15 protein-coding genes are annotated in these 18,475 nt (G+C 62.8%); 1 reads left to right on the top strand and 14 read right to left on the bottom strand.

Going from position 1 to position 18,475, the window contains the following annotated elements; all coding sequences use genetic code 11:
• Position 1 precedes the first annotated feature (1 nt).
• From folC to leuC, 12 genes are all read right to left on the bottom strand, one after another.
• Positions 2-1,300 carry a bifunctional tetrahydrofolate synthase/dihydrofolate synthase gene (gene folC, locus BLT98_RS08460; RefSeq protein ID WP_034783446.1) on the bottom strand — a complete coding sequence of 433 codons (1,299 nt, stop codon included), beginning with the start codon at positions 1,298-1,300 and terminating at the stop codon, positions 2-4.
• Between the two features lie 101 nt (positions 1,301-1,401).
• Positions 1,402-2,274 carry an acetyl-CoA carboxylase, carboxyltransferase subunit beta gene (gene accD, locus BLT98_RS08465; protein ID WP_010400390.1) on the bottom strand — a complete coding sequence of 291 codons (873 nt, stop codon included), beginning with the start codon at positions 2,272-2,274 and terminating at the stop codon, positions 1,402-1,404.
• A 197-nt stretch (positions 2,275-2,471) separates the two neighbouring features.
• Positions 2,472-3,269 carry a tryptophan synthase subunit alpha gene (trpA, locus tag BLT98_RS08470; protein ID WP_092606450.1) on the bottom strand — a complete coding sequence of 266 codons (798 nt, stop codon included), beginning with the start codon at positions 3,267-3,269 and terminating at the stop codon, positions 2,472-2,474.
• 133 nt (positions 3,270-3,402) lie between these two features.
• Positions 3,403-4,653 carry a tryptophan synthase subunit beta gene (gene trpB / locus BLT98_RS08475; RefSeq protein WP_092606452.1) on the bottom strand — a complete coding sequence of 417 codons (1,251 nt, stop codon included), beginning with the start codon at positions 4,651-4,653 and terminating at the stop codon, positions 3,403-3,405.
• The gene (locus tag BLT98_RS08480; protein ID WP_092606454.1) at positions 4,646-5,329 is read right to left on the bottom strand and encodes a phosphoribosylanthranilate isomerase; all 684 of its coding nucleotides are present in this window, start codon (positions 5,327-5,329) and stop codon (positions 4,646-4,648) included. The genes trpB and BLT98_RS08480 overlap by 8 nt, the downstream gene beginning before the upstream one ends.
• Positions 5,330-5,357: 28 nt before the next feature.
• On the bottom strand, positions 5,358-6,161 hold the full coding sequence (gene truA / locus BLT98_RS08485) for a tRNA pseudouridine(38-40) synthase TruA (protein WP_092606456.1): 804 nt from the start codon (positions 6,159-6,161) through the stop codon (positions 5,358-5,360).
• A gap of 173 nt (positions 6,162-6,334) precedes the next feature.
• Entirely contained in the window at positions 6,335-8,818 is a 2,484-nt protein-coding gene (locus BLT98_RS08490) for a motility hub landmark protein FimV (protein ID WP_244517425.1), read from the bottom strand.
• A 244-nt stretch (positions 8,819-9,062) separates the two neighbouring features.
• Complete coding sequence (gene asd / locus BLT98_RS08495) at positions 9,063-10,190, bottom strand: aspartate-semialdehyde dehydrogenase (RefSeq protein ID WP_071653756.1); 1,128 nt, start codon at positions 10,188-10,190, stop codon at positions 9,063-9,065.
• A gap of 45 nt (positions 10,191-10,235) precedes the next feature.
• Entirely contained in the window at positions 10,236-11,306 is a 1,071-nt protein-coding gene (leuB, locus tag BLT98_RS08500) for a 3-isopropylmalate dehydrogenase (protein ID WP_092606458.1), read from the bottom strand.
• An 11-nt stretch (positions 11,307-11,317) separates the two neighbouring features.
• A complete protein-coding gene (gene leuD, locus BLT98_RS08505; protein WP_034783435.1) occupies positions 11,318-11,965 on the bottom strand; it encodes a 3-isopropylmalate dehydratase small subunit in 648 nt (215 codons plus the stop codon).
• Positions 11,966-12,016: 51 nt separating this feature from the next.
• Positions 12,017-12,139, bottom strand: a complete 123-nt coding sequence (locus BLT98_RS08510) for an entericidin A/B family lipoprotein (protein WP_010400408.1) — start codon at positions 12,137-12,139, stop codon at positions 12,017-12,019.
• A 68-nt stretch (positions 12,140-12,207) separates the two neighbouring features.
• On the bottom strand, positions 12,208-13,611 hold the full coding sequence (gene leuC / locus BLT98_RS08515; protein ID WP_092606460.1) for a 3-isopropylmalate dehydratase large subunit: 1,404 nt from the start codon (positions 13,609-13,611) through the stop codon (positions 12,208-12,210).
• Between the two features lie 328 nt (positions 13,612-13,939).
• Between leuC and BLT98_RS08520 the strand changes: the two genes are divergently transcribed.
• Positions 13,940-15,070 carry a S41 family peptidase gene (locus BLT98_RS08520; RefSeq protein WP_170846323.1) on the top strand — a complete coding sequence of 377 codons (1,131 nt, stop codon included), beginning with the start codon at positions 13,940-13,942 and terminating at the stop codon, positions 15,068-15,070.
• A 186-nt stretch (positions 15,071-15,256) separates the two neighbouring features.
• On the opposite strand, the gene BLT98_RS08525 is transcribed toward BLT98_RS08520, so the two are convergent.
• Together BLT98_RS08525 and BLT98_RS08530 are read right to left on the bottom strand one after the other, a co-directional pair.
• A complete protein-coding gene (locus tag BLT98_RS08525) occupies positions 15,257-17,146 on the bottom strand; it encodes a chemotaxis protein CheA (protein WP_092606464.1) in 1,890 nt (629 codons plus the stop codon).
• Entirely contained in the window at positions 17,146-18,012 is an 867-nt protein-coding gene (locus tag BLT98_RS08530; RefSeq protein WP_092606466.1) for a protein phosphatase CheZ, read from the bottom strand. The genes BLT98_RS08525 and BLT98_RS08530 overlap by 1 nt, the downstream gene beginning before the upstream one ends.
• Between the last annotated feature and the right edge of the window lie 463 nt (positions 18,013-18,475).

An 18,475-nucleotide genomic window follows, 5' to 3' on the forward strand; every position in this document is an offset into this window, starting at 1 on the left:
TTCAGTGAAGTGAGGATTTTCGGGCCTTCATCACGCCGGCAACGGTGAGGAAAGAACCAAAGACCACAATTCTATCATTCTCACCGGCCCGGCTCATTGCATTTGCAAAAGCTTGTGCCGGATCATCGAAAATAGACACAGTATGTTCGCTGCTGTCGGGCTTGTCTTCGAGCATGATCTGCACCTTGGCGGCCAGTTCGGAGGCCGTGGCCGCGCGCGGCGAAGGCAGGCCCGTCAGGCACCAGTGGTCGACGTGCTCGCTCATCGCGGCCAGTACGCCATCGATATCCTTGTCCAGCATGGAGCCGAACACAGCATACGTGTACGGGTGGAAACCCATATTGCCCAGGTTCTGGTTCAGCGCCGACGCTGCATGGGGGTTGTGCGCCACGTCGAGGATCACGCTGGGGCGGCCAGGCAAGACCTGGAAGCGGCCCGGCAGTTCCACCGTCACGAGGCCCGTGCGCACTTCCTGCGCGCCCACGGGCAGTTTCAGCTTCAGCACTTCCAGCGCGGCCAGCACGGCCGTCGCATTGAGGATCTGGTTGGCGCCGCGCAAGCTCGGGTAAGCGAGCGAATTGCGGCGCTGCTCGCGCCCGCCATAGTTCCACTGCTGCTTGTCGCCCGAATAATTGAAATCGCGGCCCATCAGCCACAGGTCGGCGCCGATGGCTTCCGCATGGTCGATCAGCGACTGCGGCGGCACGGGGTCGCTGCAAATGGCCGCCTTGCCCGGACGGAAGATACCCGCCTTTTCAAAGCCGATCGCTTCGCGCGTGTCGCCCAGGTAATCCGTGTGGTCGATATCGACGCTGGTGACGATGGCCACGTCGGCGTCGATCACGTTGACGGCGTCGAGGCGCCCGCCCAGGCCCACTTCCAGGATGGCCACGTCCAGCTTGGCCTGCGACAGCAGGTGCAGGATCGCCAGGGTGGTGAATTCGAAATACGTCAGCGGCGTGTCGCCCCGCACGGCTTCAACAAAGTTGAAGCTGGCAACGAGCTGTTCGTCGCTGGCCATCTCGCCCAGCACGCGCGCGCGCTCGTTAAAATCAAGAAAGTGCGGCTTGATGTAGAGCCCCACTTTGTAGCCGGCACGCAACAACACGGATTCCAGCATGGCGCAGGTGGACCCCTTGCCATTCGTGCCTGCCACCATGATCACGGGGCAAGTAAACGCCAGCTGCATGCGCGCCTTGACGGCTTGCACGCGGTCCAGGCCCATGTTGATCTGGGTTTCCGAATGGCGGGTTTCCAGCATGGCGAGCCAGTCCGGCAAGGTGGTGGGGAGGTTTTGCATGGGAGACTTCTTGATGAGGAGACAGTGCGCGAAGCGCGGAGACGGTGTGGCGTGGCAACCGGGCGGGTCCTTCGGACGCCGCCCGGCCTGTTACTTTGGCGTTAAGCCAAGACTTCGACGGCCTGGTTTTGCAACAAGGCCAGCAGGCGGGCGATTTCTTCGCGCATCTTGCGGCGGTCGACGATCATGTCGACGGCGCCCTTGGTGACGAGGAACTCGGCGCGCTGGAAGCCTTCCGGCAGTTTTTCACGCACGGTGTTTTCAATCACGCGCGGGCCGGCAAAGCCGATCAGCGCTTTCGGTTCAGCGATGACCACGTCGCCCATGAAAGCGAACGAAGCGGACACGCCGCCCATGGTCGGGTCGGTCAGCACGCTGATGAATGGCAATTTCTTTTCCGACAGCTTGGTCAGCATGGCAGTGGTTTTCGCCATCTGCATCAGCGACAGCAAGCCTTCCTGCATGCGCGCGCCACCGGTGGCGGTGATGCAAATGAACGGCACCTTCTGTTCCAGCGCGATCTGTGCGCCGCGCACGAAGCGCTCGCCCACGACGGAGCCCATGGAGCCGCCCATGAATTCGAATTCGAAGCACGCCACGACAACCGGCAGGCTCATGATGGCGCCGCCCATGACGACCATCGCATCCGTCTCGCCCGTCGCTTCCATGGCGGATTTCAGGCGGTCCGGGTATTTCTTGCTGTCCTTGAACTTCAAGGTATCGACGGGCAGGATTTCCTGGCCGATTTCATAGCGGCCGCCCGCGTCGAGCAGGCTGTCGAGGCGTTCACGCGCGCGGATGCGCATGTGATGATCGCATTTCGGGCACACGTGCAAATTCGATTCCAGGTCCGTACGGTACAGCACGGCTTCGCACGACGGGCACTTGACCCACAGGCCTTCCGGCATGGTCTTGCGCGCGGCAGCATCAGAACGCTGGATGCGCGGTGGCAGCAGTTTTTCCAACCAACTCATATTTTCTCCTTGGGCCCTTGTAGGGGTAGCGTCGGTGGACGCCCCCGGCAGACGGTAAACGGCGACGCCCCGCAGGGCGCCACCAAAAATTTTATCTATTGCACAATAACAGGCAAATCAGTGGCCGAAGTGTAGCCGTTTATCGCCGGGCTGTCGAACTTTGCCGCCACCCGAGCTTGCGTAAACAACAAGCTTGCTCAGGCGTCCAGTGCGGCGCGGATGCTTGCCGTAAAGCTGCGCACGGCGTCGACGGCGCCACCTTCCGGGGCATTTTCAATCTCCTGGATGATGCGGCTGCCGATCACGACGGCATCGGCCACCTTGGCAACGGCCTTGGCCGTGGCGCCATCGCGGATGCCGAAGCCCACGCCGATAGGTAATTTTACATGCTGGCGGATGGCCGCGAGGCGCTCTGCCACCTGTTCCGTATCAATGTTGCCGGCGCCCGTGACGCCTTTCAGCGACACATAATAGCTGAAGCCGCCGCCAACCTTGGCCACTTGCGCAATGCGCTCTTCAGTCGAGGTGGGCGCCAGCAGGAAGATCAGGTCGAGCCCAGCCTCGCGCATGGCGGCGGCGAATTCCTCGCACTCTTCCGGCGGATAGTCGACGACGATGGCGCCATCGGCGCCGGCCGCTTGCGCTGCATCAATAAACGCGGCGCTGCCGATGCGCTCGATAGGATTCGCATAGCCCATCAGCACGACGGGCGTCGTCTGGTTCGTTGCGCGGAACTGGCGCACATAGCCGAACACATCGTGGATGCCGACATTGAATTTCAAGGCCCGTTCGCAGGCGCGCTGGATGACGGGGCCTTCGGCCATGGGGTCGGAAAACGGCACGCCCAGCTCCAGCACGTCGGCGCCGCCCTCGACGAGCGCGTGCATCAGGGGCACGGTGGCGTCGGGGCCGGGGTCGCCGGCGGTAATGAAAGTGACCAGGGCGGCCTTGTTGTTGGATTTTAAATTGGCAAAAGTGGCGGAGATACGGGACATGATGAGCTTTCTTAATGATGGATAGATGGAATGATTTCAACCCAAAGCAAAGGCTGGGGTCAGTCCCTGCGGGATCGGAATGCGCACCACTGGCGCGCACTCCCCCGGCGGGTCTGACCCCGTTGACACGCTGTTAGTTGAAATTGAGTCCCATGCGTTCCGCCACGGTATGCATGTCCTTGTCGCCACGGCCCGACAGGTTGGCCAGCACGATCTGGTCTTTCGGCAAGGTGGCCGCCAGCTTGGCCGCGTAGGCCAGCGCGTGCGACGATTCCAAGGCCGGGATGATGCCTTCGATATGGCAGCAATCGTGAAACGCTTGCAGCGCCTCCTCATCCGTGATCGACACGTATTGCGCGCGGCCCGAATCTTTCAGCCACGCATGTTCCGGGCCCACGCCAGGATAGTCAAGGCCGGCCGAGACGGAGTGCGTTTCGATGATCTGGCCATTTTCGTCCTGCAGCAGGTAGGTGCGGTTGCCGTGCAGCACGCCCGGGAAGCCCGCCGTCAGCGAAGCCGAGTGCTTGCCCGTGTCCAGTCCTTCGCCGGCCGCTTCCACGCCGATCAGTTTCACGTCCTTCTGGTCGATGTACGGGTAAAAGATACCCATGGCGTTCGAGCCGCCGCCGATGCAGGCCAGCACGTAGTCAGGCTGGCGACCCGTCATTTCCGGCATCTGCACCAGGCATTCCTCGCCGATCACGGACTGGAAGTCGCGCACCATCATCGGATACGGATGGGGGCCGGCCACGGTGCCGATGATATAAAAGGTGTTTTCGATATTCGTGACCCAGTCGCGCATGGCTTCGTTCAGCGCATCCTTGAGGGTCTTGGAGCCGGATTCGACGGGCACGACGGTCGCGCCCAGCAGTTTCATGCGGTAGACGTTCTGCGCCTGGCGCTTGACGTCTTCGCTGCCCATGTAGACCACGCATTCGAGGCCGAAGCGGGCGCAGATGGTGGCCGTGGCCACGCCATGCTGGCCGGCGCCCGTCTCGGCGATGATGCGCGGCTTGCCCATGCGCTTGGCCAGCAGGGCCTGGCCGATCACGTTATTGATCTTGTGCGCGCCCGTGTGGTTCAAGTCTTCACGCTTGAAATAGATTTGCGCGCCGCCAGCCATCTCGGACCAGCGCTTGGCGTGGTAGATCGGCGACGGACGGCCAACAAAGTGCTTGAGCTCGTAGCGGAATTCTTCGAGAAATTCCGGGTCGGCGCTGTAGCGCGCGTATGCGTCTTTCAGCTCGGCCAGCGCGTGGGTCAGCGTTTCGGCAACAAACGAGCCGCCATAGGGGCCGAAGTGGCCGCGTACGTCAGGAAAAGGGTAATCGGTGGCGTGGAACAATGCGGCGGCTGCGCCGGGCGCGGTGGTGTGGTCATTCATGGTGGTTTCCTCTGGCAATGATGGCATCGGCATCCTGCACCGCGGCGATAAACGCGCGGACTCGGGATGCGTCCTTGATGCCCTTGGACGCTTCGACACCACTGCTGATGTCGACGGCGTAAGGGCGCACGCGCACCACTGCGTCAGTCGCGTTTTGTACGCTCAAGCCACCACTTAAAACGACCCGAGGCGCGAGTTCTTTTGGAATGAGGGACCAATCAAATACCTTTCCTGCACCGCCGTAGGCATCCACATAGGTATCGAGCAAGAGGCTGGAGAACAAGGGACTGGCGGCGCGATAGCGCTGTTCGTATTCTAGCAAATCTTCAAAGGAGGTGTCGGGTTTGACGCGGAACACTTGCGTAAAGGGCGTATTCACGGCGCCAGCCAGCGCGGCGCTGTGTTCGGGCGTCTCGTCGCCATGAAATTGCAGCAGGGACAAGGGCGCCACGGCCCTGGTGGCCCGCACCTCGTCCACCGTGGCGTTGACGAACAGGCCCACCGTCGTCACGTAGGGAGGCATGGCGGCGATCAGGCTGGCGGCCTGCTGCGGCGTGACGTAACGGGGGCTTTTCGGATAAAACACGAAGCCGATGGCGTCGGCGCCCGCGGCCACGACGGCCTGGATGTCTTCGACGCGGGTCAGGCCGCAGATCTTGATGCGTGTGCGAGGCATGGCAATCCTTTACTTGATTTGATGCAGATCAAAACCAGGGCAATGCGCTGCTACTGTCTTGCGGCAATGCCCATTTCGGATCGTAATCGATCTGCGCCAGGTACAGACCGTCCGGCATGAAGGTGGGCGCCGCCGCGTGGCGGTCTTTACTTTCAAGCAAATGCCCCAGCCATTCCGGCTTTTCGCGCCCCGTGCCGATGTAGACGAGCGAACCGACCAGGTTGCGCACCATGTGGTGCAGGAAGGCATTGGCCGTAATGGTGAAAATCACGCAATCGCCGCGCCGCTCGATGCGGATGTCATGCATCAGCTTGACGGGCGACTTGGCCTGGCATTGCGCGGCACGGAAGGCCGTGAAATCGTGCCAGCCCAGCAGCGGCTGCACGGCTTGCCGCATCAGTTCCACGTCCAGCGGACGGAAAAAGAAACCGGCGCGCCCTTCCACCAGCGGCGAACGGGTGGCGTTGTTGTACAACACATAATGATAGGTGCGCGCGCGCGCGCTGAAGCGGGCGTGGAAGAAGTCATTGACCGTCGGATCGCCTTCAAGTTCCTTGGCCCAGCGCACGGCGATGGATTTCGGCAGGAAGGCGTTGACGCCGCGCACCCACGAGTGCACGTCGCGGTTCAATTCCGTATCGAAATGCACGACTTGCTCGAGCGCATGCACGCCCGTATCCGTGCGGCCGGCGCACGTGGTGGCCAGGCGCACGCGGGCAAACTGTTCCAGCGCGTTTTCCAGCTGGTCCTGCACCGTTTGCCCGTCTTCCTGTTTCTGGTATCCATGCCAGGCCGTGCCGTCGTACTGCAGGCCGAGGACGATACGCTTCAATGGCGTTGCTGTCGTAATATTTTGCATCGAAGCATTATACCGGCGCGCAGACGGCCCCGCCTCCCGACGACACAAGCGCCTGAGACGGCGTTCAGGGCAAGGCGCACGGTCGAAGACAGTACGACCAGTACGGCGAGACCGTGCAACGCAGCCATGGACGTCGTATCAGGTGCTTAACTGAGCAAAGCTCTCATGGTATTCGCTTTCTTCACCTGCTCTTCGCTGCCACCCTTGATGACCTCATCGATCAGCTCGCGCGCGCCTTCCTTGTCGCCGATTTCCTGGTAAGCGATCGCCAGGTCCAGCTTGGTATCCATTTCCATGTGGATGGCCGACAGCGGGTCGTCCACGCCAGCGCTGGCCGTCTTGCCATCGTTGAGGTCCAGGTCGATGCCGGACAGGTCGAATTCCTGTGCCGGCGGTATGGCTTCCGGCAAGGTGGCGGGCGTTTGCGCGTCGTCGAACAGGCTGTCGAGGGAAGGCTCGGCCGCCGCGACCGGCGCGGCAGCTGGCGCCACCGGTTCATCGAGGTCGAAATGGGCCAGGTCGACATCCTTCAACGGATCAGGCAACGGCGTCAAGCCGGCGCCTACGCCATTCACGGGGCCGGCTGGCGGCTCCAGGTCCAGGCCGAAATCCATGCTGGCGTCATACTGCGCATCCTGCGCGGCGGAGACCGGCTTGCTGTCCGGTCCCGGCATGACGATCGGGTCGCTGGTGGAAACGGGCTCGAAATCGAGGCTGTCGAGGTCGAAGTCGAGGGGCGCGCGCGTATCGCGGGCCATCACGGAGGACACGGGCTCGGCGGGCGCCAGGTCGGCCGCTGGCGCTGATTCAGGAGCAGACAGATCGTCGGACAAGTCCATGCTCTGGCCATGCAAGTCGTCGCCGGCAGCCTTGCTCAGGCTGACAACGGCGTCGTCTTCCGTATCGCCATACAGGGGATTGGTGGGATCAAGCGCCAGACCCAGCGCGGCCGCCTGCGGCCACTCCTCGCCCTGGCCCCGCGTCAGGCTGTACAGCTCGCTGGCCTGGTCTTCAAATGCGCGCACGTCGTTGCGGGCCGAATAGATTTCCAGCAGCTTCAGGCGGGCCGCATGGCGCTCCGGGTGGATACGCAAGGCTTCCTTGAGGATATCTTCCGCCTGGCCATCGCGGCCGTAGGCGATATACACGTCCGCTTCGGCGACCGGGTCCGTTTCATTCGCATCGAGCATGCTGGCGCCCGCCGCGGCGGCCACGCCGGCAGCGGCGGCACCCGTGCCGAACAGGTGGTTGCTCGCTTCGGACTGCTGGTCTTCCGGCGCCAGGCCGGCCGGCGGCGTCACCGGCGCTTCCGGCTCGAACACGGGGGCGACATTGTCGGCCGGCGGCGGCATCTCCTTGCGGCGGCGCGCAATCACCAGCGCGGCCACGGCGGCCAGCAGCGCGGCCAGGCCGATGCCGATGGCACCCATATGGTCATTGATCTTGTCGGCGAAGGTCGGTTCCAGCGGCGACGGCTTTCTCACCAGCGGCACCGGCTTCGCCTTCGGCACGGGCGGCTGCGCTTCGGCGACCGGGGCAGGAACGCCGGCCGGTGCGCTGGCAGCGGTCTCGGCCGGCTTGGCGGGCGCCGGGGCGCTCTTGTCCGCCATGGCCTTGCTCTTGACCGCCATCAACTTTTCCAGGTCGCTGACGTTCTTTTCCAGCTCTTTGACGCGCGCGGCAGCTTCATCGACCTGCTTCGCCTTGGCGATCTTGTCTTCCTCGCTGGCGACGGCGCTCTTGCCGGCCGACTTGGCCGCCGGCTCCGCCTTCGACAGTTTCAGCTTGTCTTGCGACTCGCTCACGGCCGTCGGCTTTTCCTGCACCTTCGTCGCGCCGATCTTGCCAGCCGTGCTTTGCGTCGCTTGCGCCGCCTTGGCCGGCTTGCTTTGCGACACCTGGCCCGCCAGCTTGTTGCGGTAGGCTTCGAAATCGATGGCGTGCGCCGTCACGATGCCCTTCGCTTCAGCCGCGCCCGTGGCGCGCACGGTGTCCGCGCCCGGCACGGCCAGGATGCGTCCGGCCTGCATGCGGTTCATGTTCTCGCCCTTGAAGGCATCGGGATTGGCGCGGTACAGGGCGACGAGCATCATGTCGAGCGAGACGCCCGAAGGCTTCAGCTCGCTGGCGATGCGGCTCAGGGTATCGCCCGCCTTGACCTTGTATTCGCCTGCCGCCTTTTTCGCGGCCGGCGGCGCAGCATCGGCTGCGGCGGCAGCCGGTTTGGCCTTGCCTGGCTCGACTGGCGCCGTCACTTGCGCGCCGCGCGTCTGGCGCGCTTCGGGCGTGTCGAGCACAAACGCATATTCGCGCACCTGGCGACCGCCCTTGCTGCTCAGCTCCAGCAAAAGATCCACCATGGGTTCGGCCACCGGTTGCGCCGAGCTGATGCGGATGAAGGGCTTGCCATTGCGGTTTTCCACGGCAAACGTCAGCGCGTTCAGGGCGGGATTGAATTCCACGTTGGCCTGGCGGTAGGCGTCCGGCGGCGCCAGCTTGGCCAGCAGGTTCGCGGCCTCGCCTGGCTTGACGGCCGATAATTCGACCTCGGCGCGCAGCGGCTGGCCGGCGGCGGACAGCACCGTGATCTTGCCCAGCTCGGCTGCGGATGCCGCCGGTGACAATAACACCGCACAGGCGACAGCACTGCTGAGTGTTTTAATGGCAAGGGAGGCGACCCGGGGACGAGTGTGTACAGGCATAGTTGGCGGCATCTTAGTTGACATGGGAAAACTGTTACTTTTCCAGAGGTATCAACATATCATCATGCCCAGAGCTATGCAAGCTCCGCATGGTTGAGCCTTGAGGGGCTCAGGACGAAAAAAAAGCCGGGAAAACAGCCCCGGCTTGATCTGGATCAGCAATTTATTGCCATTACGCGTCCAGCAGGATGCGCAGCATGCGGCGCAGCGGCTCGGCCGCGCCCCACAGCAACTGGTCGCCCACGGTGAATGCGGACAGGTATTCGCCGCCCATGCTCATCTTGCGCACGCGGCCGACAGGAATCGTCAGGCTGCCCGTGACGGCCGCCGGCGACAGGTCGCGCACGGACGCTTCGCGCGTGTTCGGCACGAATTTCACCCATTGATTGTTGCTGGCGATGATGTCGTTGATTTCATCGAGCGGCACGTCTTTTTTCAGCTTGATGGTCAAGGCTTGCGAATGGCAGCGCATGGCGCCGATGCGCACGCACAGGCCGTCCACCGGGATTTCCTTGGTGCCAAAGTCGATGCCGCGGCCCAGGATCTTGTTCGTTTCCGCGCCCGCCTTCCACTCTTCCTTCGACTGGCCGTTGCCCAGGTCCTTGTCGATCCACGGGATCAGGTTGCCGGCCAGCGGCGCGCCGAATTGCTTGATTTCATCCGGGGAATAGCCGTGCTGGGTGGCCAGCACCTGGCGGTCGATTTCCAGGATGGCGGAAGCCGGGTTGTCCAGCAGCGCCTTGACGGAACCGTTGATGGTGCCAAATTGCGTCAGCAGTTCGCGCATGTGCTGCGCGCCGCCGCCCGATGCCGCCTGGTAGGTCATCGACGTCATCCAGTCGATCAAATCGTGCTGGAACAGGCCGCCCAGGCCCATCATCATGCACGATACCGTGCAGTTGCCGCCGATGTAATTCTTGACGCCCTTGCCCAGCGCATCCTTGATGACGTGCAGGTTGACGGGGTCGAGCACGATGACGGCGTCTTTTTCCATGCGCAGGGTCGATGCCGCATCGATCCAGTAGCCATTCCAGCCCGCTGCGCGCAACTGCGGGAAGACAGCGCTCGTGTAGTCGCCGCCCTGGCAGGAAATGATGATGTCGCACTTGGACAGTTCGGCGATGTTGTTGGCATCCTTGAGGATGGTTTCATTCTTCGCCATGGCCGGCGCCGCGCCGCCCGTGTTCGAAGTGGTGAAAAACACCGGTTCGATATGGGCGAAATCGCCCTCTTCCTGCATGCGCTGCATCAGGACCGAACCGACCATACCGCGCCAACCTACCAAGCCAACTAATTTCATTACCATTCCTCAAGATGAGACGGCGACTGCCGTCATTAGACTATTTTATCCCAGCGCTTTTACAACTGCATCACCCATCGCCTCGGTACCGACCAAAGTCGTGCCCGCTTCATGGATGTCGGCCGTGCGCAGGCCCTGCGCCAGCACTTGCTTGACAGCAGCCTCGATGCGGCTTGCCTGCTCTTCGCGGTTGAGCGAATAGCGCAGCATCATGGCCGCCGACAAGATCGTCGCCAGCGGATTGGCGATGCCCTTGCCCGCGATATCGGGCGCCGAGCCGTGCGACGGCTCATACAAGCCCTTGTTGTTGGCGTCGAGCGAGGCCGACGGCAACATGCCGATCGAGCCCGTCAGCATGGCGGCCGCATCCGACAGAATGTCGCCGAACATGTTGCCGGTCACCATGACGTCGAATTTCTTCGGCGCCCGCACCAGCTGCATGGCCTCGTCGTCGACATACATGTGATCGAGCGCCACATCCGGGTATTCCTTGTGCACGTCGGTGACGATATCTTTCCAGAACTGGAAGGTTTCCAGCACGTTCGCCTTGTCCACGCTGGTGAGGCGCTTGTCGCGCTTTTGCGCGGCCTGGAAAGCCACGTGGGCGATGCGGCGGATTTCCCCTTCCGCATAGCGCATGGTGTCAAAACCTTCGCGCTGGCCCTTGAACGGACCATCCGGGCACTCGCGCACGCCGCGGGGCTGGCCGAAATAGATGTCGCCCGTCAGTTCACGGATGATCAAAATGTCCAGGCCGGACACCACTTCCGGCTTCAGTGTCGAAGCGCCCGCCAGTTCCGGATACAGAATGGCCGGACGCAGGTTGGCGAACAGGCCCAGGTTCTTGCGCAAGCCCAGGATCGCCTGCTCGGGACGGAACTGGCGCTCCAGGTTGTCGTACTGGTAGTCGCCGACAGCGCCGAACAGCACGGCATCAGCCGCCTTGGCCAGGGCCAGGGTGCCTTCCGGCAAGGGGTGGCCATGGGCCGCATAGCCGGCGCCGCCCACGGGCGCCGTTTCCAGCTCGAACGATTCGCCCAGCACATTCAAGACCTTGACGGCTTGCGCGACGATTTCAGGACCGATGCCGTCGCCGGGTAAGATTGCAATTTTCATATTTTAATCGTTTAAATGACGTTGGCCAGCCAGGGCTGAGCAGAAAGATGGCGTTCTTCGAAGGCGCGGATATCGTCGGCGTGGCGCAGGGTCAGGCCGATATCGTCGAGGCCATTCATCAGGCAATATTTGCGGAAGGCGTCGATCTCGAACGGATACGAGACGGAACCGTTGCTGGTGCGCACGCATTGCTGCTCCAGGTCCACCACCAGCTTGAAGCCGGGGAAAGCCTTGACTTCATTGAACAGGTGCTCGACCTGGCTTTCCGACAGCACGATGGGCAGCAAGCCGTTCTTGTAGCAGTTATTGAAGAAGATATCGGCAAACGATGGCGCGATGATGGCGCGGAAGCCATATTGATCCAGCGCCCACGGCGCGTGCTCGCGCGAGGAGCCGCAACCGAAGTTCTTGCGCGTAAGCAAGATCGAAGCGCCCTGGTAGCGCGGCTCATTGAGCACGAACTCCGGATTCAGCGGACGGCGGCTGTTGTCCTGCCCAGGCTCGCCATGGTCGAGGTAGCGCCATTCATCGAACAGGTTGGGGCCGAAGCCGCTGCGGTGGATCGATTTCAGGAATTGCTTCGGGATAATCGCGTCGGTGTCGACGTTGGCGCGGTCCAGCGGGGCGACCAGGCCTTCGTAAATCGTAAATTTATCCATGCTGTTTCTACTCGGTAGGACGCGCGGCGCGGGGCGCCGGCACGTCGCGGTTTATTTTCCGCCGGCGCCAGTGACGACCTGGCCGACTTTCTGCACATCGCGGCCGATGCCGGAGACGGTGTTGCAGCCAGACAGGATGACGGTGGCGATGAGGAGGGCGAAGAGTTTTTTCATGATGATTTCTTGATAGTAAGTAAGGGACCGGGAACGCTAGTGTAAACCAGCGGCGCCGGTCCCTGCCGTCATCGCAATCCCCGCACGTCGACAAAGTGGCCGGCGATGCCTGCCGCCGCCGCCATCGCGGGCGACACCAGGTGGGTACGGCCGCCCTGCCCTTGCCGGCCTTCGAAGTTGCGGTTCGACGTAGACGCGCAACGTTCGCCCGGCTCCAGGCGGTCCGCATTCATGGCCAGACACATGGAGCAGCCCGGCTCGCGCCACTCGAAGCCGGCATCCTTGAAGATGCGGTCCAGTCCCTCGCGCTCGGCCAGGTCCTTGACGAGGCCGGAACCTGGCACCACCAGCGCCAGGGAGACGTTCGAGGCGCGGTACTTGCCGCGCACCACGGCGGCGGCCGCGCGCAAATCCTCGATGCGCGAATTGGTGCAGGAACCGATGAATACCTTGTCGATGCGGATGTCTTCGATGGCCGTGTTGGGCTTGAGGTTCATGTAGACCAGCGCCTTTTCCATCGCATCGCGCTTGACGCTGTCTTTTTCCTGGTCGGGGTCCGGTACGCGGCCATCGACGCCGATCACCATCTCGGGCGAGGTGCCCCAGGTCACTTGCGGCACGATGTCTGCCGCGTTGAGCGTGACGACGAGGTCGAAGCGGGCGCCAGGGTCCGAATGCAGGGTGCGCCAATAGGCCACGGCGCGCTCCCAGTGCGGACCTGCCGGGGAAAACGGACGGCCCTTGACGTAATTGATGGTGGTGTCATCCACGCCGATGATGCCGGCCCGTGCGCCCGCCTCGATGGCCATGTTGCACACCGTCATGCGGCCTTCCATCGACAGCGCGCGGATGGCCGAGCCGCCGAACTCGATACAGTAGCCCGTGCCGCCGGCCGTGCCGATCTTGCCGATGATGGCCAGCACGATATCTTTCGCCGTCACGCCGGCCGGCAAGGCGCCGTCGACTTGCACCAGCATGGATTTGGATTTCTTTTGCAGCAAGGTTTGCGTGGCCAGCACGTGTTCCACTTCGGACGTGCCGATGCCGTGCGCCAGCGCGCCAAACGCGCCGTGCGTGGACGTGTGCGAGTCGCCGCAGACGACCGTCATGCCGGGCAGGGTCGCGCCCTGTTCGGGGCCGATCACGTGCACGATACCCTGGCGCTTGTCGTTCATGTTGAAGTAGGTCAAGCCGTAGTGCTTGGCGTTCTTGTCCAGCGTTTCCACCTGCAGGCGCGAGACCGGGTCGGCAATGCCATCGACGCGGCTGGTGGTGGGCACGTTATGGTCGGCCACGGCCAGGTTGGCGGAAATGCGCCACGGCTGGCGGCCCGCCACGCTGAGGCCATCGAAGGCTTGCGGGCTGGTGACTTCGTGCAGCAGGTGCCGGTCGATGTACAGAATTGTCGTGCCATCATCTTCGGCCCGAACAACGTGGGATTCCCAAAGTTTGTCGTAAAGCGTCTTCATCATGATTTATGCAGCGTTGCCACAGCCTGTTTAAGTGATCAAGTGATACCAGGTCATACGGTGATCCACAAGGATTATGCCATATATTGGGGAATACAGAACCGAAACAGGCAAAAGCGTGGGATTGGCGATACAAAGTTTGGCCGCATTGTTCGATATGAGCTGGAAATTGCCGATATCGGCTTATCAGCGCCATCACAAGCCCATCCGCACGCGGCTTGCCGAAGGACTGACGGCGGCGGCAGAAAGGCATGTTTTTTCCTCAATCTTTCGTGTATTGTGTTTCGACAATAATGACCGGCGCACGCGCGCCACCACACTGGGGACTTCGATGAAACTGAACTTGTTGGCGCTGGCCGCCCTGACCCTGGCCTGCGCCCATGCGGCGGCGGCCACGCCGGGAGAAACATGCGTACAGGACTTGCGCGCCATTGCGCCCTTCCTGCTGGAAAATGACACGGGCGCGCGCCAGCACCTGGAACAAAAGGGACAGGCGTATTTCGACCTGGCGCTGGCCACGGCCACCACGGCGGCGGCCGGCGCGGCCGATGGCCAGGCCTGCGATGCGGTCCTGGAAAACTATGCGCGCATGTGGCGCAAGGGCCACCTGCATGTGAAGCCGGGCAGCGCGCTCGATATCGCCAAACCGGCGCCGGCACGGCCTGCAGCGCCGGGACAGGCGGCAGCATCGAAGGAACCGGCGCTGCGGATATTGTCGGACGCGACTGTACTGCTGACCTTGCCCAGCTTTCACGGCAGCTACCGCGCCGCCGTGGCCGCCCTGCTCGATACGCATCGCGCGGCACTGGCGGCGCGCCCCAACTGGATCCTCGACGTGCGCCGCAACGGCGGCGGCAGCGACAGCACGTATGCGCCGCTGCTATCCTGGATCAGTTCGGGAGAGATCGTCCGCATGGGCGCCGAATGGCTATCCACGCCGGCCAATATCGCAGGCCAGGAAAACGTCTGCGCGCTGCTGGCGCCCGGCGACCAGGCATGCGCCGCCTTTGCGGCCCAGGCCGTGACGCAGATGCGCAGCGTCAAGCCGGGCCAATACGCGCCGCAGCAAAGCAGCGGCACCATCAGCTATATGCGCGCGGACACGCCGGAACCGCGCCGGCCGGCGCGCGTGGCCGTGCTGGTCGACCGCGACTGCGCCAGCTCCTGCGAAGAATTCCTGCTGGCGGCGCGGCAAAGTTTTCATGTGAAATTGATCGGCCGCAACAGTTACGGCGCACTCGACTATTCCAACCTGCGCCTGCACGCCCTGCCATCGGGACAGCGCCACCTGCAATACGCCACCTCGCGCTCTGCCCGCTTGCCGCAGCTGCAGGTGGATCTCGGTGGCATCATGCCCGATATCTACCTGCCGCCACCGAAGGACGAGGCGGAGCGCGCTCAGGAAGTGCTGCGCGTGCAGCGCTGGCTTGAAGGGGGAACTTTACGCCCCGGCGGCGTTTGATTACCCAATGAAAAAGCCCACTACGCATAGTGGGCTTTCAATGAATAAAGCAAATACTTACTTACGGAGCCTGACAAAACCGTAGCGAGCGGAAGGGAGAGGTGGCTAAGAAGCGCAACCGTACTCTAGTACGGTGAGCATCGCAGGCCGCCTATACCGACGCGCAGTAGGTTTGGTCAGGTGCTCTCATGCAGCCAAACGCACGCTCCCCCGGCACCCATCCATCAGGAACGACAGGCCGACAACCAGCACCAGCTCGCCCTCGGCCGAGCGGGCCGTACCCGTGATGCCTTCCACGGTGATGGCCGTCATCGGCTTGATCACCAGGTCGGCCGTGCCATCGACGGCTTCCACGGCCAGGATGTACGGCTGTGGCGCGGCGACCACGATGCCGACACGCTCGCTGCACGATTCGTAGCCCAGGGAGCCGGCCAGCGACCGCACGGGCAATGGACGGCCCTGGTCTTTCAGCACGGGCGCGCCGCCCACTTCCATGAAGGTTTCCGGCAATTCGACGACGCGTTGCACCACCGCCATCGGCAGCGCCAGCGCGGCACCCGACGTCGACACCAGCATGGTCGGCACGATCGACAGTTCGATCGGCAGGCGGATGGCAAATTTCGTGCCCTTGCCCAGCGCCGACTCAATATGGATGGCGCCGCGGTTTTTCTCCACGGCCGTTTTCACCACGTCCATGCCCACGCCACGGCCGGAGACGCTGGACGCGACTTCCTTGGTCGAGAAGCCCGGCAGGAACACCAGCTGGAAGCATTCGTCGTTGCTCAATTGCGCGTTTTCGCTGATCAAACCCTTTTGCTGGGCCTTGCTGCGCAGGAAGGCCGGATCCATGCCCTTGCCGTCATCCTGCAGCACGATCATGACACTGTTGGCTTCCTGCCATGCTTTCAGTGAAATATACGATTTGGCGGGTTTGCCGGCAGCCAGGCGCGCTTCCGGCGATTCGACGCCATGGTCGAGCGAGTTGCGCAGCATGTGCACGAGCGGATCGTACAAGCTGTCGACCACCACGCGGTCGACTTCCGTCTCCGCGCCCTCGATGGTCAGCTCGACATCCTTGCCCAGGTCCTTCGCCAGCTCGCGCACCAGGCGCGGGAATTTCTGGAACAGACGGCCCACGGGCTGCATGCGCGTGGCCAGGGTGGCCCGCTGCAGTTCCGTCGAGTAGCGCGAAGCGCGTTCCAGGGTTTCCGCCAGAGTCGCCATCAGGGTGGCGGCCTGGCCTTCGAATTTGAATTGCAGCAAGCGCTCAAGCAGCACGGCAGCCTGGTTGGCGGCCTGCACGGATTCGCCAGCCACTTCCAGCAGGGCATCGAGCTTGACGGCGTCGACGCGGATGCTGTCTTCCTTGACGGGCGCGGCATGGCGCACTTCCGGACGCTCTTCGCGTCGTTCGGCGCCATCCCAGGCCTTGGCGGCCGGCTTGGCGGCAGCGGCAGCGGCCGGCGCGGCGGCCACGACGGCAGGGGCAGCGGCGACGGCGGACACCGGCGCGGCAGCGACCCGGCTGCCCTCGGGCACGACGGCGTTATACATGCCTTCCCAGTCCAGGCCATCGGCGCCGGCGGTGGAAACGGCGGCTGCGGGCGCGGCCACGGCAACTTCTGCGACCTCGGCAACGACCACGGCCGCTTCCGCCACCACGGCGGCGGCCGGCGCAGGCGCGTCCATGCCCTTGCCTTCGATGGCATTCGTCAGGATATGTTCCAGCTCTTCCGGCATGGCCGGCAAGCTTTCCGGTGCGGCGCCATTCGCCAGTTCCGTCAGCTGGTCGGCCACGAAACCGGACGCTTGCAGCGCCGCCTCGATGGCGATGGGGGTTACCGGCGCTGCGCCCGTGCGCAAGGCGTCAAACAGGTTTTCCGTCAGATGGCAGGCCGCCACCAGCGCGGGCAAGCCCATGAAGCCGGCGCCACCCTTGATGGTGTGGAAAGAACGAAACACGGCATTCAGTGTTTCCTTGTTGTCAGGATCACGCTCGAGGCGCAATAAGTGCTCTTCAACATTAACCGCAAGATCCATCGCCTCAACGACGAAATCCTTGAGCATATCGTCCATTAGAATCCCAAATCCGCAAGAAGGTCGTCTACATTATCCTGGTCCAGCGCCACCGACGGCACGGACGGGCCCTGCATCAGCGGCACCGGCTTTTGCGCCAGCTTTTCGCGCACCTCGGCCGGCGCGTTGTCGCGCAGCAGCTGAGCCAGCTCGTGCTCCACCGTCTTGGTGATGTTGACCACTTTTTTGATCAGCTGGCCCGTGATGTCCTGGAAGTCCTGGGCCATCATGATTTCCAGCAAGCGTGCTTTTTCCGCTTCCGTTGCTTCGGCAACGGCTTGGGCGAACTGGCGTGAATCGCCGGCCAGGGCCTTGAATTCTTCCAGGCTCAGCTTGCCATCGAACAAGGCTGTCCAGCGGCTGTCCATGTCCTTGGCTTTCTTCGACAGCACGTCTTGCGCCGGCATGCCTTCGTCGAGCGTATTCAGGACCTTGTTGGCGGCCTGCTCCGTCAGGGTGGCGACATATTCCAGGCGGTCCTGAGCGTCGACGATCTGCGACGACGCTTCCGTCAATGCCTTGTCGTAGCCCAGTTCGCGCAGCGAGTCGTGCAGCAGGCGCACGATGCCGCCCAGGCGCTCGAACATCGGTTTGTCGGACTGGTCGACCGGATCGGCCGCTTCGCCAGGCGCGCCGACGCCGGCCACGGGGGCCGCTTCCGCTGCGGCTGGCGCGGCAGCCACCGGCGCCGCTGCGGCTGCCGGCACGGCGGCGCTGGCCGACACGGAGTCGAACAGCGCGTCAAAATCGTCATCCGCGATCACGGCGGGAGCGGGCGCGGCGGCAGGCGCCGGCGTGGCTGCGGCCGCGCTTTGCGCGGATACTTCATCGAATAATGCATCGAAATCATCAGCGGCGTTGGTCATATCCCTGCTTCTCCATAATTTGTCAAAATTCCGCCTGAACTGTGCGTTTTACAGACTGATACCCACAATTTCTCGATTAAGATGATTTGAGGCAATACCGCTGCGATGGTGCGAGTGTAGCAGGGCGCCGCCCTGTTGGTAAATCTCAAAACGCGCTTCCCGGTGCAAAGCTGGCCCACAAGAGCTTTTCCGCCAGGAAATAAGTGTTCCTGCTGTTGTATTTTGAAATACTACCATTGGCGTGCGTGCAAGACCACGCGCCGCACAAGAAATCCTGCCCGCGGGCGCCTGCGCAACAGCGCCATATGGATATCGCTGGGACATCGTTGCACCTTAAACACGATCTTTCTGCCAATGTTGTCTATACTGAAGGTGCAGTAGTATTGACAATTATCAAGTCTTTACATGAATACAATGCTGCCGCCACGTCTACAATAAGAGGCGTTGCGCGCGCTGAGTCATC

The organism is Janthinobacterium sp. YR213, from assembly GCF_900099875.1.
Classification (GTDB): domain Bacteria; phylum Pseudomonadota; class Gammaproteobacteria; order Burkholderiales; family Burkholderiaceae_D; genus Janthinobacterium; species Janthinobacterium lividum.